Origin of the sequence: Pseudophaeobacter sp. TrK17 (assembly GCF_042192375.1) — a bacterium.
In the GTDB taxonomy this organism is placed as follows: Bacteria; Pseudomonadota; Alphaproteobacteria; order Rhodobacterales; family Rhodobacteraceae; genus Pseudophaeobacter.
Genome location: NZ_CP071700.1, coordinates 3,089,094 through 3,103,681, shown reverse-complemented (window position 1 = coordinate 3,103,681; position 14,588 = coordinate 3,089,094). Strand labels below are relative to the sequence as shown.

At 58.7% G+C, this 14,588-nt stretch carries 10 protein-coding genes; 3 read left to right on the top strand and 7 right to left on the bottom strand.

Translation table 11 applies throughout. From position 1 onward, the window contains the following. From JZI28_RS14620 to JZI28_RS14610, 3 genes are all read right to left on the bottom strand, one after another. Positions 1 to 1,167, bottom strand: a complete 1,167-nt coding sequence (locus JZI28_RS14620; RefSeq protein ID WP_375698083.1) for an L-lactate dehydrogenase — start codon at positions 1,165 to 1,167, stop codon at positions 1 to 3. Between the two features lie 140 nt (positions 1,168 to 1,307). Then, complete coding sequence (trpA, locus tag JZI28_RS14615; protein WP_375698082.1) at positions 1,308 to 2,099, bottom strand: tryptophan synthase subunit alpha; 792 nt, start codon at positions 2,097 to 2,099, stop codon at positions 1,308 to 1,310. A gap of 90 nt (positions 2,100 to 2,189) precedes the next feature. Next, on the bottom strand, positions 2,190 to 2,684 hold the full coding sequence (locus tag JZI28_RS14610; RefSeq protein WP_375698081.1) for an acyloxyacyl hydrolase: 495 nt from the start codon (positions 2,682 to 2,684) through the stop codon (positions 2,190 to 2,192). 231 nt (positions 2,685 to 2,915) lie between these two features. Here JZI28_RS14610 and ychF point away from each other — a divergent pair, with 231 nt between their 5' ends. The 3 genes from ychF to JZI28_RS14595 all read left to right on the top strand — a co-directional run bounded on the left by ychF (position 2,916) and on the right by JZI28_RS14595 (position 6,849). Beyond that, complete coding sequence (gene ychF / locus JZI28_RS14605; RefSeq protein ID WP_295451260.1) at positions 2,916 to 4,013, top strand: redox-regulated ATPase YchF; 1,098 nt, start codon at positions 2,916 to 2,918, stop codon at positions 4,011 to 4,013. 196 nt (positions 4,014 to 4,209) lie between these two features. Next, positions 4,210 to 5,130, top strand: a complete 921-nt coding sequence (locus JZI28_RS14600) for a nucleoside hydrolase (protein ID WP_375698080.1) — start codon at positions 4,210 to 4,212, stop codon at positions 5,128 to 5,130. A gap of 1,005 nt (positions 5,131 to 6,135) precedes the next feature. Then, positions 6,136 to 6,849, top strand: a complete 714-nt coding sequence (locus JZI28_RS14595) for a trypsin-like serine peptidase (protein WP_375698079.1) — start codon at positions 6,136 to 6,138, stop codon at positions 6,847 to 6,849. 213 nt (positions 6,850 to 7,062) lie between these two features. On the opposite strand, the gene JZI28_RS14590 is transcribed toward JZI28_RS14595, so the two are convergent. From JZI28_RS14590 to JZI28_RS14575, 4 genes are all read right to left on the bottom strand, one after another. Next, complete coding sequence (locus JZI28_RS14590) at positions 7,063 to 8,235, bottom strand: HlyD family type I secretion periplasmic adaptor subunit (protein ID WP_297339618.1); 1,173 nt, start codon at positions 8,233 to 8,235, stop codon at positions 7,063 to 7,065. After that, on the bottom strand, positions 8,232 to 10,646 hold the full coding sequence (locus JZI28_RS14585; RefSeq protein ID WP_375698078.1) for an ATP-binding cassette domain-containing protein: 2,415 nt from the start codon (positions 10,644 to 10,646) through the stop codon (positions 8,232 to 8,234). Before JZI28_RS14585 ends, JZI28_RS14590 begins: the two co-directional genes overlap by 4 nt. Further along, a complete protein-coding gene (locus tag JZI28_RS14580) occupies positions 10,643 to 11,947 on the bottom strand; it encodes a TolC family protein (protein WP_375698077.1) in 1,305 nt (434 codons plus the stop codon). The genes JZI28_RS14585 and JZI28_RS14580 overlap by 4 nt, the downstream gene beginning before the upstream one ends. A 71-nt stretch (positions 11,948 to 12,018) precedes the next feature. Further along, entirely contained in the window at positions 12,019 to 14,571 is a 2,553-nt protein-coding gene (locus JZI28_RS14575; protein ID WP_375698076.1) for an Ig-like domain-containing protein, read from the bottom strand. Positions 14,572 to 14,588: the final 17 nt, after the last annotated feature.

Genomic DNA, 14,588 nt, shown 5'->3' with positions numbered 1-14,588 from the left:
TCAGTCCTGCCAGTCGCCTTCAAAATCCTTGGGGATCAGCAGATTGTGCCGCCCGAGGTTGGCAATGTCGCGCTCGCCACAGAGCGCCATGGTGGTGTCCAACTCTTTGTGGATCACCTCCAGCGCCTTGGTGACGCCCTTTTGTCCCATGGCGCCCAGCCCGTAGACAAAGGCGCGGCCAATCATGGTGCCAGAGGCACCCATGGCCAGCGATTTCAGCACGTCCTGGCCTGAGCGAATGCCGCTGTCCAGGATGACCTCGACCTCACCGCCAACCGCATCCATGATCTGCGGCAACATTCGGATCGAGCTCAGCGCGCCGTCCAGCTGGCGGCCGCCGTGGTTGGAGACAACGATTGCATCTGCCCCGACTTTGACTGCCATCTTGGCGTCTTCGGCATCCAGAATACCCTTGAGGATCACCTTGCCGCCCCACATTTCCTTCAGCTTGGCAATCTTGTCCCAGTCCAGCGACAGGTCGAACTGTTCCGCAGTCCAGGCCCCCAGCGAAGAGGCATCGGAGATACCGTCGACATGGCCGACAATATTGCCAAACTCACGTCGTTTAGCGCCAAGCATTTCGATGCCCCAGGCCCATTTGGTCATCAGATTGGCGATGGTTTTTGGTGTCAGCTTTGGCGGGGCGGACAGACCGTTTTTCAGGTCCTTGTGCCGCTGACCGAGGATCTGCAAATCCAGGGTGATCACGAGGGCCGAGCATTTGGCATCCTTGGCCCGCTGGATCAGCCGCCGCACGTAGTCTGCGTCGTTCATTGTATAGAGCTGGAACCAGAAGGGTTTGGTTGTTGCTTCGGCGACATCCTCGATCGAATTGATGGACATGGTCGACAGTGTAAAGGGGACGCCAAAGTCTTCGGCGGCTTTGGCGGCTTTGATTTCACCATCGGCATGTTGCATGCCAGTCAGCCCAACCGGCGCCAGGGCCACGGGCATGGCGACATCTTCACCGATCATCTGCGCGGCAGTGCTGCGCCCTGACATATCTACCGCAACCCGTTGGCGCAGGCGGATCTGTTCAAAGTCAGATGTGTTTTCGCGAAAGGTCTGTTCGGTCCAGCTGCCGCTTTCCGCATAGTCAAAAAACATCCGCGGCACCCGCCGTTCGTAGATGCGTTTCAGATCCTGAATATTGGTGATTACCGGCACGGATAAACCCTCGCTTTGGTGTGGTAAGGTTTCCTTACCAATTTTGAGCACTCACTGCAACACTCAGAGTGCCCTTCCCAAAACGCAAAAGGCCGCACCCAAAGGCGCGACCCAGTCTTGTTCCGGAACTGTGAAAATAGTTAGCCCCGATGGGCGCCATCCGCGAGGGATTTTACAAAACCCAGCACCTGAGACACCGGCTTGCCGCTTGCCATCTGGCTGACGATGGCGCTGCCAACCACGGCCCCGTCAGAGATCGAGGCAATGTTCTGTGCTTTTTCTGGCGTGTTGATGCCAAACCCGACGATGACCGGCAGATCAGTCGAAGCTTTGATACGGGCCACTTCGGGGCCGACATCGCCCGCCTGGGCTTCGGCTGAACCGGTAATGCCGGTGACGGAGACATAGTAGACAAACCCAGAGGTGTTCTGCAGCACGGTGGGCAGGCGTTTGTCATCGGTTGTTGGGGTTGCCAGACGGATAAAGTTCAAACCCGCTTTTTGTGCCGGAATGCACAGTTCATCGTCTTCTTCAGGGGGCAGATCCACCACGATCAACCCGTCAATGCCGGCGGCTTTGGCATCCAGCAGGAACTTGTCGACACCGCGACTGTAGATCGGGTTGTAATACCCCATCAAAACGATGGGGGTGGTGTTGTCATCCCTGCGGAACTCAGCGGCCAGCTGCAGCGTTTTTTCCAGGGTCATTCCGCCATCAAGCGCGCGCTGGCCTGCCAGCTGAATAGTTGGGCCGTCGGCCATGGGATCGGTGAAGGGCAGGCCAAGTTCGATAATGTCGACACCCGCCGCTGGCAGGCCCTTTACCAGCTCTAGCGAGCGCTCATAGTCTGGGTCACCAGCCATGACATAGGAGACAAAGGCCTTTTTGCCGGCAGCTTTGAGTTCGGCGAATTTGGCATCAATACGGGTCATGGTCAGGCCTCTTGCAACTTACCGCTCCGGTGTGCCGAAAGTTGCAAAGGAAATCAATCCCGAGGCTGAGCCCATTTGCGTTTTGATCCGCTAGTTCAGCGGAATATGCCAACGCAGGGTCAAACTATTCACACCAGGATTGATGGTGGCTGTCGAGGCATTGGATTTATGGCTGAGCGCCAGAGACAGGGCCTTGCCGTTCTTGAACTGTTTGCCCACCGCCAGTTGGCTGCGGATTTCAAAGGTAGAGCCGAGATCGTTCAAGGCAGTGCCTTCAATAAAGGCACCAGGCAAAACGCTGGCCTCGATAAACCAATCCTGTTTCAGGTCCCATTTGCCACTTAGGCCGCCCCCTACAAAGGCATCCCCTGTGTCAACCACTTCAACCGCGCCCGCCAGTCGTGCGGAAAAGACATTGCCTTCATAAAAGGGGCGATGGTTGTACTCCAGTGACAGGATCGCGCCATCTTCTGCGCCATTCAGTGAATAGTCGGAGTAGCCTGCGCCAAGAACGATCTCCTGGCCAAAGGCGGAGCTCGCGAGCCCTGCGGTGAGAACCGCAGAGAGAAGAATTCTGTTTTTCATGTCTTTCCTCAAAACGTCATGGAACTTGGGAGGAGGTAGGATAAGAATCGGCGATTTAAACCTGCGCACACGTTTATGATATCATAAGTGAAGAATTCACATTTAACAGTGTGCTGCTGCGGGTCAAGAGATCTGCGCGTGAAGTCAGGCAAGGCTCGGCGGGCGATGCTACCTTGCGCCGGGACGCAATGCTGCCTAGAAGCCATTGCCAAATGGCATCAGGAGGCCGAGATGGGCTTTAAAATGGGAATTGTGGGCCTGCCGAACGTCGGCAAGTCGACCTTGTTCAACGCATTGACCAAAACCGCATCGGCGCAGGCCGCGAATTTTCCGTTCTGCACCATCGAGCCCAATGTGGGTGAAGTTGGCGTGCCGGACAGCCGCCTGGACAAACTGGCGGCGATTGCCGGTTCAAAGCAGATCATCCCAACCCGGATGACCTTTGTCGATATTGCCGGTCTGGTAAAAGGCGCTTCCAAAGGCGAGGGCCTGGGCAACCAGTTCTTGGCAAATATCCGCGAAACCGATGCAATTGCACATGTTTTGCGCTGCTTTGAGGACGGCGACGTGACCCATGTCGACGGGCGCGTTGATCCGGTTGCGGATGCGGAAACCATCGAGACCGAGCTAATGCTGGCGGATCTCGAGAGCATCGAAAAGCGCCGTGCCAATTTGGTACGCAAGCTAAAAGGCAATGACAAAGAGGCCCAGCAACAAGAGCGTCTTCTGGCCGAAGCCCAGAAAATGCTGGAAGAGGGAAAGCCTGCCCGCCTGGTAGAAGTGGACGAAGAAGACGCCAAAGCCTGGAAGATGCTGCAGCTCTTGTCCACCAAGCCGGTTCTCTATGTCTGCAACGTCGGTGAGTCGGAATCAGCCGAAGGGAACGCGCATTCTGCCAAAGTTGCGGAAATGGCGGCGGCCCAGGGCAATTCACATGTGATAATTTCGGCGCAGATCGAAGAAGAGATCAGCCAGCTTGATGCAGACGAAGCTCAGATGTTTCTTGAGGAAATGGGTCTTGAAGAAGCCGGACTCGACCGGCTTATTCGTGCGGGCTACGAGCTGCTGCACCTGGAAACCTATTTCACCGTCGGCCCCAAAGAGGCACGGGCCTGGACCATTCGTCAGGGCACCTCTGGGCCGCAGGCTGCCGGTGTCATCCACGGCGACTTTGAAAAGGGCTTTATCCGGGCCGAAACCATTGCCTATGAGGACTTTATTGCCTGCAATGGCGAACAGGGCGCCAAAGAGGCCGGCAAGATGCGCGCCGAGGGTAAATCCTACATCGTTCAAGACGGCGATGTGATGCACTTCTTGTTCAATACCTAAACGCTTTTGCAGTGTGATCCTGGCCTATCAACGGCCATTTTGCCGATATGCTCCCCCATGCAGTGTAACTGTATGGGGGTTTTCTTTTGATTGGACAGGTGCCGCTTTGGCAACCCTGGTCTTGAATTGGGGGCGGGGCTTGAAGCGCAGCGGGCGCAAATGCTAGGCCGGCCGGGGGCGCCAAGTGGAGACAGCCATGATTAAACTGATAATTGACACGGATCCCGGCATTGATGATGCCATGGCGATCTTTTACGCGGCGGCGGCGCCGGAAATCTCGCTTCTGGGGCTCACCACGGTTTTTGGCAATGTCACCACCCAGATTGCCACGCGAAATGCCCTGCGCCTGCTCGAAGCCGCAGATTTGCAGGTGCCGGTGGCCCATGGGGCCGAGGCACCTTTGTCTTTGCCGCCGTTCTCGCCGTCAGCACAGGTTCACGGCGACGAAGGTTTTGGCGATATCCCAGCCCAGCAGCCCATAGGCGCGCCGGTAGCAGAGGAGGCCGCGGACTTTCTGACCCGCATGGCTCGCGAGCACCGGGGCGAGCTGGTGCTGTGCCCTATCGGTCCTTTGACCAATATCGCCCTGGCCATTCAGCGCGACCCTGAGTTTGTCAAAAACCTCAAGCGGATTGTCATTATGGGCGGTTCGCTGGAGGAAGGTGGCAATATCACCGCTCATGCCGAGGCGAATATCTACCACGACCCCCATGCGGCGGATGTGGTCTTTGCTTCGGGCGCGGATCTGGTGATGGTTGGGCTGGATGTGACCCATCAAATTCTGTGTACCGAGGCCGATTTCAGCTCGATTGCGGCCCGCTCGCCGACATTGGGGGGAATGTTGCAGAAGATGTCAGAGTTCTATCTGCACTTTTATGAAACCGTGGGGAAATTTGACGGCTGCTCCCTGCATGATCCGGCAGCGGTGATTGCCTGCAGCCACCCGACCTTGTTTGAGATCAAGAAACTGCCGGTCCGGGTGTCCTGTACCGGAGAGACCTCTGGCGCGACAGTCGAAGCGGACAAAGGCAGCCGGGCCGCGACTTCGGTTTGTCTCAATGTCGACGCGCAAGCGGTAAAATCACTGTTCCTTGAGCGCCTGGCATTGCTGCCCTGAGGAGGCGCCGTGCCGCCGCCTTGGCGCGCTATTGGTGATTTGCCTCAAGGGAAATCGGTGTCTTCTTAAGTGGAAATATTAAGAGCCGGGCTCCCCACCAGTTTGCTGGGACTTGTCCGCGAGCCGTTCCGTGGCGCCGTTGGCAGACGGCTGATTGCCGTCTACGCGGCCGACGTGACGGCCCGCTATGGGCGCAAGGATTTTAAAACCCGGGTGCGGCGGTCGCGTTTTCCTCTGGGGGAGCAGGGCTAGCTGCTGCTGGCTCTGCCCACGGCAGGTCGTGAATAGGACAGGCGGGACATTTTTCGTGGCAACACGGTCGGCAGGCCTGTTCGTTTTTGTATCATCTCCAAAGGTTTTGACTGCGCTGTAGAGGCTCCGCTGTTGCTGGTCTTCTGTGGATTGCCCAGGCGGCCCTAGATTAAGGGTTCCTAAGCGAGGTTATGCCGTGACCGGGCGCCATGGCTCAGCGGCATTGGACACGGAAGCCCCAGTAAGGCTCAGGAGGGGGCGGCGTTCCCTGCGTAGCCGGGGGGCGGACAAACAGTCAGCCGGATGTAGCTGGCTGACCCGTGGCGCAGCCTCTCTTATTGCGGCAGGACGACACCTTAACGAAGCGAGGCGCAATTATGGATTTGGAAAGAGAATCCAGAAGGAGCTGCGATGCGAATCGTGGCTGATTCTTGCCTCAATTGGGTGATTTTTGGCAGCAGTCCACCGAATTCTTACCGAAGTCTTGTGGTCCAAGAGGTATTTTAGGGCGCATGAACGAGACAAAAATGCACGTTTTTACAGGTGTTTGGCTAAAATCTTAAGAAGAGTCTTAACGTCAGGTGGTCTTTTGCTCTGTTTTAGCACCATTCTGCAGCATCAATAACCGGGGGGTTAGGGAATTGTTAACGCTGCCACATTCTGTCCACGATTTCGTCCACCACGCACAAGATTGGGCCCCATTCCAGCCGCACGACTGAACAAACATGTCGATGTGGGAATTTGGAGTGGAAAATGAAACAAATAATCGCTGTGGCTGCGGCCTGCTTGCTTGCAAGTATGACCAGCGGCGCGAGGGCGGATGATCCGCAATTTGGAGCAAGATCGCTACCTGGGTGGGAAGCGGTTGGACGTCTGAATATTTCGGGACGCAATATGTGTACCGGATCCTTGATTGCGCCAAATTTAGTACTGACCGCGGCCCATTGCCTGTATGATCCGGTAACTGGACGCGCGATTGATCCGACGACGATCAAATTTGAAGCGGGCCTTGTGGGGCGACGTGCCAAGGCTGCACGCAACATTGCCAAAGCAGTGGTGCATCCTGGATATCGCCACAGTGAAAGAGGCGACACACTGATGGGCAGCGACATTGCGGTGCTCCGTCTGTCTCGACCGATCAGTTCGAGTCAGATCCAGCCGTTGAGCATGTCCCTGAATGCCAATCGCGGAGACGCAGTAGGCGTGTTGTCTTATAACTTCAATCATGCAACGCGCCCCAGTTTGGAACGCAGTTGCGAGGTTCTGGCAAGACAGCGCACAACCTTGGTAATGTCATGTCTGGTTGATTTTGGAGCCTCAGGCGCACCGGTTCTACAGGTGAACCCTGGTCGATCGCCCACACTGGTTTCGGTGGTTTCTGCCAAGGCCGCGATGGGGAACAGGCCAGTGTCGATTGGAACCGCGCTGGATTCAACCCTGTGGCGCTTGATGCAGCAGGCCGGCTGACGACAGATACGTCCCTCCTTAGCGACGTTCCCACGCGACCTGCTGCCAGAATGGCGGTGGGAAGCCGGGGCACCAAGGCGCAGAGGACCATTGGGGCGCAGTCCTGAACGGCTGGACCGTAGAGGACAGGCTGTCAGGGACAGCCGGGAAGAACAGGACAGCGGGCAAAATGTTGTTGCATCCGCTGCTGGGGCCGGGCCGTGATATGCGTGTCTATGGTTCACGAAAGGCCTCTTGAGATTTGTACAGAGGCTTCAACAGGTATTTCAGCACGGTCTTTGATCCGGTTTGCAATTCTGCGGTGGCCCGCATGCCTGGACGGATTTCGATGCCCTGCTGGCGTTCGGTCAGATCAGAACGATCAACCCGGACGGTGACTCGATAAAAGGGTTCGGCGCGGGGATTACGTTCGTCCTCAAAGGTATCCGCCGAGACAAAATCGACCTCGCCATTCAGCGCGCCATAGATGGTATAGTCATAGGCCGACAGCTTGATGGTGGCCTTTTGACCGGTTTGAACGCTGGCAATATCCTTGGGTTTGACGCGGGCTTCGACAAACAGCTCTTCGCCCATTGGAATGATTTCAAAAATCTCTTCACCGGGGCGCACAACGCCGCCAATTGTGGTGACGCCCAGGCTGTTGACGATGCCGGACATCGGCGAGGTGATAACCGTACGGTTCAGTTGGTCTAGCGCCAGTCGCTGATCCTGCCGCAGCGAGGCCAGCTCACGCAGGGCCTCTGAGTATTCTTCAGCCAGTTTCAATTCGTTCTGGGTGCCAATCTCGTTGAACTTGGCCTGGGCATCGGTGGCCGCTTTCTGCGAGCGGTTCACCTCGATCAAGGCGACGATGTTTTTCTCATAGAGATTTTGCATATTCGCCAGCTCGTCATTCAGCTGGTCGAGGATCTTGCGCGCGCTGGTGCGGCGGCTGTCAAAATCCCCCTGCCGGGCGTTCAGCAAGGCCCGCTCAGAAGCCAGGATCTCAGCCGAGCGGTTGGCCAGGGCATCAGGGACGGTAAACTCATAGGCCCCGTCCATTTCTGCTTCCAGGCGGAACTGTTTGATTTCCAGGGTGTCGATCTGGTCCTGCAATTCATCGGCGATGGTGCGGAATTTGGTGTCCTGCAGCTTGGCCAGGATCTGCCCGGCGCGCACCTCGTCCCCCTGACGCACGTGGAGCTCGGCCAGAATGCCGCCTTCTAGGTTCTGTACGATCTGCGCCCGCGAGGAGGAGACCACTTCGCCTTCACCGCGCACGATTTCATCCACCGAAGCAAAGGCCGCCCAGCCGATGAACAGCAACAGGGCTGCCCCAACCAGATAGACAATGCGGCTGGCGCCACGGGCGCTTTCGGCAAGATCGTAATGCGCGGATGAGGTCATTTAGCCTCTCCAGCGGCGAGATGGGCCAGAACCTTGTCGCGGGGACCATCCACCACCATGCGCCCGTCCTGCAGGATCAGGGTGCGGTTGGTCAGTGACAGGATGGGCATCCGGTGGGTGGCAATAACGGCTGTGCGGCCCTGGAGCCAGGTTTCCAGGCGGCTGACCAGGGTCCGCTCCAGCGTTTGATCCAGCGCCGCGGTTGGCTCATCCAACAACACGACTGACGGGTTCTGCAGCCACAGACGTGCCCAGCCGATGGACTGGCGCTGTCCAATCGACAGGCCGCCACCGCCATCGCCAATATCCAGATCCAGCCCCTTGTGGTGACCGCGCACATAGGCGCCCAGGCCTGAGAAGTCCAAAGCAGCCATCAGGCGGGTATCGTCGCGCTCCAGCTGATTGAGGTTGAGGTTGTCGCGCAGCGAGCCCGCAAACAGCCGCACGTCCTGGCTCAGGTAGCCGATATTGCGACGCAGATCGCGTGGGTCGATCTGGCCCATATCGGTGCCATCAATCATAATGCGGCCTGAATCTGGGGAATAAAGCCCTGACAACAGCTTGATCAAAGTGGATTTGCCCGAGCCATTGACACCCAGTACCGCAACCCTTTGGCCGGGGGTGATGGCAACACCGGGAACATCCAGGGTCGGGGCGGCGTCTTCGTCGTAGCGGAACACAACTTCGCGCAGCTCAAAGCGGCCCTGAAGCTGCTCACGGCGCAGGTAGCTGCGTTCGGCCTCCATCTCCTGCGGGGCGCTGGCGATGGCCTCCAGCCCCTCCAGAGCGCCCTTGACGTTGCTCCAGCGCGCCATGGTGGCGGCAAACTGGGTCAGCGGTGCCAGAGTGCGGCTGGTCAGGATGCCGGTGGCAATGATTGTGCCGACGGTGAATTCACCGGCAAAAACCAGAAGCGTGCCCAGAACCACAGCGGTGATATAGGTGGCCTGCTGGATGCCCTGGGACCAAAAGGTGAGAGCGCTTGCCAGACGGCGTTGCTCAGTTGAGGAGTGCGACGACAGCACGTTCAGCTCATCCCAGTTCCGCATCACGCGGTCTTCGCCACGCTGGGTTTTTACGGTGTCAAGTTCGGTAATGACCTCATGCAGCAACCGGCCTGCCTTGGCATTGGCGCCTTGGGTCTGGCGGGTCAGCGCGATCATCTTGCGCTGCATGAAATAGGCCGGCAGCAGCATCAGCACGCCACCGACCATGATCACCCAGACGATGGGGCCGGCGATCGAGGCCACCAGCAGCAGGAAGACGGCGATAAAGGGAATATCGGCCAGGGTGGAGATGGTCGAGGAAGTGAAGAATTCACGCACGGCGCCAAAATCGCGCATCGCGGCAAACAACCCCGACGGCGGCAGCGGTTTCTTGTCCGACCGCATGCCGATCAGGCGGCGCATCAGATTGTGCTGCACCGACAACTCGATCTGGCGTCCGGCGGCATCTGTCAGCCGGGCACGGGCAACTTTCAGCAGCGCTTCCAGCATAATCGCAAGAAATGCGCCAAGGGCCAGCACCCAAAGCGTCGCATGGGATTGATGGGGAACCACCCGGTCATAGACCTGTAGCGAGAACAGCGCGACAGAGACGGCCAGAATATTGGCCACCAATGAGCCCAGCATGATTTCGCCCACCTGACGGCGGTACTTGGGGAACTCGCCCCAGAACCAGTGGTCGCTTTCCAGCTGTGGCGTGTGGCGCGCGGCCATTTGTTTCAGCGAGGGGCGCGCAACCAGGAGGGTGCCGGTGAAAAATGGAGTGAACTCGCCCAACGGCACCTCGGTGCGATTGTCGGGGCAGGTGGTGTCAAAAATGGTGAGCCGCCCCTGGTCCTGACCCAGAACCAGCACACATTGGCCGCCCTTCATCATCGCCAGGGCGGGCCAGTCGCCGGGGGTCAGCTCTGGTCGGCGTTGCAGTTTCACCTGCAACCCGGTGGAGCCCAGAGCCTGGGCCAGGCTTTCGGCCGAAGAGTCGCCCGGGTTGTTGCTCCACATGAAGCTGGCGATATCGCCGGCATGGGCCTCTGTGCCCTTCAACGAGGCAAGTGTCGCAATCAGGGTCGCCCGGTGCTGAATGCGGGCGGAGGCGCCTTCGATCAGGGTGCCAACTTCGCGGCGGTTGCCTGTTGCCACTTCTGTTTGTTGAGGGGGGGTGGAGCGGGCAGCAGCCGTGGGGGGCTGATGGGCCAACCCTGTTGCAGGCTGGTTTGCCGTGGCGTGCCGGTGTTTTGCGGTCGCAGCGCCGGGGGCGTCAATAATCTGACCCGCAACAGGAGCCGCAGCCGAGGACGGCGCCGGGCTGGGGGGGACAGCCCGCAGCCGGGGGCTGCCTGGTTTGCGCGACGGGGAGTTGGCTTGCGGGGTCGATCCGGGCCGGGGTGGAAAGGTTGTATCGGTCAAATCTTATCCCCATCCGCCAGTAGGCCCATGTCACTTGCCAGCATCAGCTGGATCAACACAACTTCGTATTTTGCTTCGATATGGTCCTGCTCGCGCTGAACCAGTTCTTCGTAGATTGAGACCACATCCATCACAGGCCGCTGGCCCGCCTCGAACTGTGCTTTGAAAAGCCTGTATGTTTCGCGGCTGGCCCGCGCCAAAGAGGCGGTCTCGGCGGTCTGACGTTGGTAGGAGGCCAGTCGCTGCACCTGACGGGAATAGCTGCGCCGCGCGTCTTCTTCGGATTCGCCAATCTGACGGCGGGCGGCTTCTTTGGAGACTTCGATGGCTTTCAGAGCCGCGCCAGTGCCAAGCCCCAGGGGTTCGGCCAAATCCAGGGTCAGCCCCGCGCCGGAGCCATCAGAGGTGACATTGCCGGCCGCAGCAATCTGCGGCAAGAGCCCGGCGCGGCCAATCACCGCTTCCGCCACGCCACGATTGGCGACGGCCTGGGATTTCAGCACTGAAAGATACTGCGTTGTGTCCGGGGGGGTGCCCAGGTCGAGCTTGCCGGGTTTTTCCGAAAAGCTTTCCCCGGTCATCGCCGTGAGCTCGGCGCGGGCGGTGGTGGCCGCATCCTGCGCCGTGGTGCGGGCATTGCGCATGCCGTTGATCTTGCTGTCGACCACATTCAAATCAGAGCGGTCGGACAACCCGCCATCAACCCGGCCCGCGACGATGCGGCGGAATTCCTGCATCTGGGTCAGGGCGCGGCTGTTGTAGGCGGCTTTCTCATCACCGCGCAGCCCGGCCAGATAAAGCCCCACGGCATCTTCGACCCGCTCGTTCATATCAACCGAAAGATTGACCGCAGCGACTTCGACATCGGCGGCTGCAAAGGCGCGTTCGGCTTTGCGGCGCCCATTGTCAAAAAGAACCTGTTGAATAAGCATGCCAGCCACAAGATCGCCCAGGTCGGTCAGGCTGACCGAAGGGCCGATCGAGGACAGCCAGTTTTTCGATTCTGCCTCGGCGCGCAGTTTGGCGCTGATCAGCTCTGCCTCGGACGCGCGGGCAGAGGCCGCCACCGCGGCTTCGGCGACGGCGTTATATACAGTATCTTCGGCCAGCAGCGAGCGGCGCTCAAGCAGGGTCGAGATAACTTGTGACCTGGCCTCACCTTCGGGCTGCACAAAATTGCCGCCGCGCCGAGAGACCTCGGTCTCGTCACCGGGTTTGCCCGCAAAGAAGGGCATGCCATCGGCGCAGCCGGAAAGACTGCACATAAGTGCCAATGCGCCAATGGGTCGTGCCAGTTGCATACTGCCCCTCGCCCTTTTGTAGGGTTTTGGTTGGGACCGGCAGCAGTCAGGAACGGTGCCGGTCCAATTGATCAGATGATGACGGTGACGTCTTGATCAATGATCAGGGTCGCGCCGTCGGTGCCGACGGTGTAGACATTGTAGTTCTCGCCGTCGACATTGCGGGTGCCTTCCAGGGTCGCCCCTGTCACGGTCACGCTGTCGTCGCCCGGGGTTGACCCACTGTGGATGGTCAGGGTGTCCGAGTTTTCAGACAGCGCCTTGATATCCGCTTCGGTCAGAACCAGGGAAACATTGCTGGCCGCGCCGAGGTCCAACTCATCAATGTTGAACTGACCCAGAGAGGCGTGATCCAATGTGCTGGCCGTGGTGGCGTTGTCTTCGAGAACAAGCAGGGTGCTGGAGCCGTTGCCCAGCGAGTCAACATTGGTCACCACCAGGTCGGTACCGTCAGGGATGGCTGTGGAGAAATCAAACTCCGTGATGCCGCCCCCTTCAGAGACAGTCACGCCTGGGTTGGAAACAGACCCATCGCCTTCGAGTGCCTTAACGGTAATGGATTCACCCGCTCCGGCGATGCCTTCGACGCTGATTTCGCTGACGTCCTGGCTGCCAATCTCATAGGTAACAGAGTCCAGAACTGGGGCTTCAAAGACGGTATCGACTTCGAAGCTTTCTGTCAGGGTGCTGGTGTTTCCTGCGGGATCTTTTGCAACAATCGTAGCCGTGGTAGAATACTCACCAGCCGGCAGATCACTGCCCGAGAATTCAGCACTCCAGTTGCCCGCTGCATCGACGGTGGCGGTTTTTGCGACGCCCCGGATCGTCACGATCACCTCAGAGCCCGGCTCAACGGTGCCCTGGAGCGCAAAGCCGGCGTTCAGCTCATCCTGATTGACCACGTCATTGGCGGTCTGATTGGCCTCGACGCTGAAGGGATCCACCTCGGTGTCGATCGCAAGGGTGCGGGTAACGACATCGGTGTTGCCCACAGCATCGGTGGCGCGCACTTCGATGTCGACATCGGTTTTGCCGGTCGGAATGGAGCTTTGCGGAATTAGGACCGTCCAGTTGCCCGCAGAATCTACCGTGGCGTTTTGGGCGCCAGCGGTGCCAAAGAACACCTGAACAGTGGAGCCGGGCTCGGCTGTGCCGGTCAGCTGGACACCGCCCTGGGCTTCGGGGCCGGACAAAATATTGTCCGCACCGGCAAAGCCGCCGTTCAGTGTGGCGCTGGTTTCGGTATCAATATGGACCGTGTGGCTGCTGGTCGTGCTGTTTCCGGCGGCATCGCTGGAGGTGACTTCAACGGTGCTGGCATAATTGTTGCCGCCAGTGATCTGCGCGCTGCTGTAGCCAACAGACCAGGTGCCATTGCTGGCCACGGTCGTTGTTTGGGTAACGCCCTGGAACAGAACCGAGATCGAGGCCCCGGCCTCACCGGTTCCCGACAGGATGACACCATCGGAGGCTTCAGCCAAGTTGATGATGTTGTCGCCCTCAACGGTGTTGATACCAATGGGCGGCGCAATCGTGTCAACGACCAGTGTTTCAGTAAAGTTGGCGCTATTGCCAAAATCATCTGTCGTGGTGATGGAAACACCTGTGGTGTATTCACCAGTATTAATCTGGCCCGGGCTAAAGGTCACTGCCCAGCTGCCATCTGCAGCAACTGTTGTGGTCTGGGTGTGGCCGTTGATGACAACACTGACGCTGGCGCCTGCTTCACCTGTGCCGGTGATCACGGTGCCGGAGGAGTGTTCGCTGCCATTGACAATATCGCCAGTGGACTGCGTGCCACTGGTGACGTCCAGATCTGGTGGGGTGGTGTCGATGATGACCGTAGGGCCATCCAGATCATGGGTTGTGCCATCGGGATCGACGACCTTGACGGTGGTGTCATAGTTGCCATCGATTGGCAGGGCCACGACCGGGAAGGTTACTTCCCAGGTGCCATCCTCCTTGACGGTGCCTGTCTGTGTCTCGCCGCCAACGTTGACTTCGACCTCAGCTCCTGGCGTACCTGTGCCGGTGATGACAACCGGATCCGTGGTTGAGCCCGCAACAGGATAGGTCGCATCGGGGTTATCTACGGTAGGAATGATGAGATTGCCACCGCCGCCGCCACCTCCGCCACCGCCACCAGCGACGACTGCGGCACCGGCGACACCGGCTGCTGCGCCAGCTGCGCCGAGACCGCCAAAGAGTGGGGCTGCCAAGGGAGCAATAACCGGCTCGATGCGGTCAACATCCAAAAAGACCATGTCATCATAGGCAGACCACTTGCCGGAAAGATCCAATGGCTCGTAGCTGGCAAACAGCGCGCCCTCGGCTTTGTCTTCCAGGACAACTTCGACGAAATTCCCGTCCTCGCTGAGGAACAGGTTTTTGCCTCCGGCTGTGCCATTGCTGTAGTAGTTCTGCAGCACTAGTATTTGGCCATCAGCCAGCACGAGGTGGAGATCGGATCCCCGTCGTACATAGCTGTCGATGTCCGAGGCGCTGAGGTTCAGCGAAATATCCTTGGAGTGCGTGACATTGAGAAGTGAGGGGGAACCCTCTGAAAAAGTGCTTTGACGGGTGGTCCCCGAAAGATCACGGGTGATAAATCCAACAGTACTCATTTTTTTCCGCTCGCTTC

Bases quoted from the DNA above. Each gene is read 5' to 3' on its own strand.
- trpA (WP_375698082.1), bottom strand. From the start codon at position 2,099: ATGACCCGTATTGATGCCAAATTCGCCGAACTCAAAGCTGCCGGCAAA.
- JZI28_RS14610 (WP_375698081.1), bottom strand. From the start codon at position 2,684: ATGAAAAACAGAATTCTTCTCTCTGCGGTTCTCACCGCAGGGCTCGCG.
- ychF (WP_295451260.1), top strand. From the start codon at position 2,916: ATGGGCTTTAAAATGGGAATTGTGGGCCTGCCGAACGTCGGCAAGTCG.
- JZI28_RS14600 (WP_375698080.1), top strand. From the start codon at position 4,210: ATGATTAAACTGATAATTGACACGGATCCCGGCATTGATGATGCCATG.
- JZI28_RS14595 (WP_375698079.1), top strand. From the start codon at position 6,136: ATGAAACAAATAATCGCTGTGGCTGCGGCCTGCTTGCTTGCAAGTATG.
- JZI28_RS14590 (WP_297339618.1), bottom strand. From the start codon at position 8,235: ATGACCTCATCCGCGCATTACGATCTTGCCGAAAGCGCCCGTGGCGCC.
- JZI28_RS14580 (WP_375698077.1), bottom strand. From the start codon at position 11,947: ATGCAACTGGCACGACCCATTGGCGCATTGGCACTTATGTGCAGTCTT.
- JZI28_RS14575 (WP_375698076.1), bottom strand. From the start codon at position 14,571: ATGAGTACTGTTGGATTTATCACCCGTGATCTTTCGGGGACCACCCGT.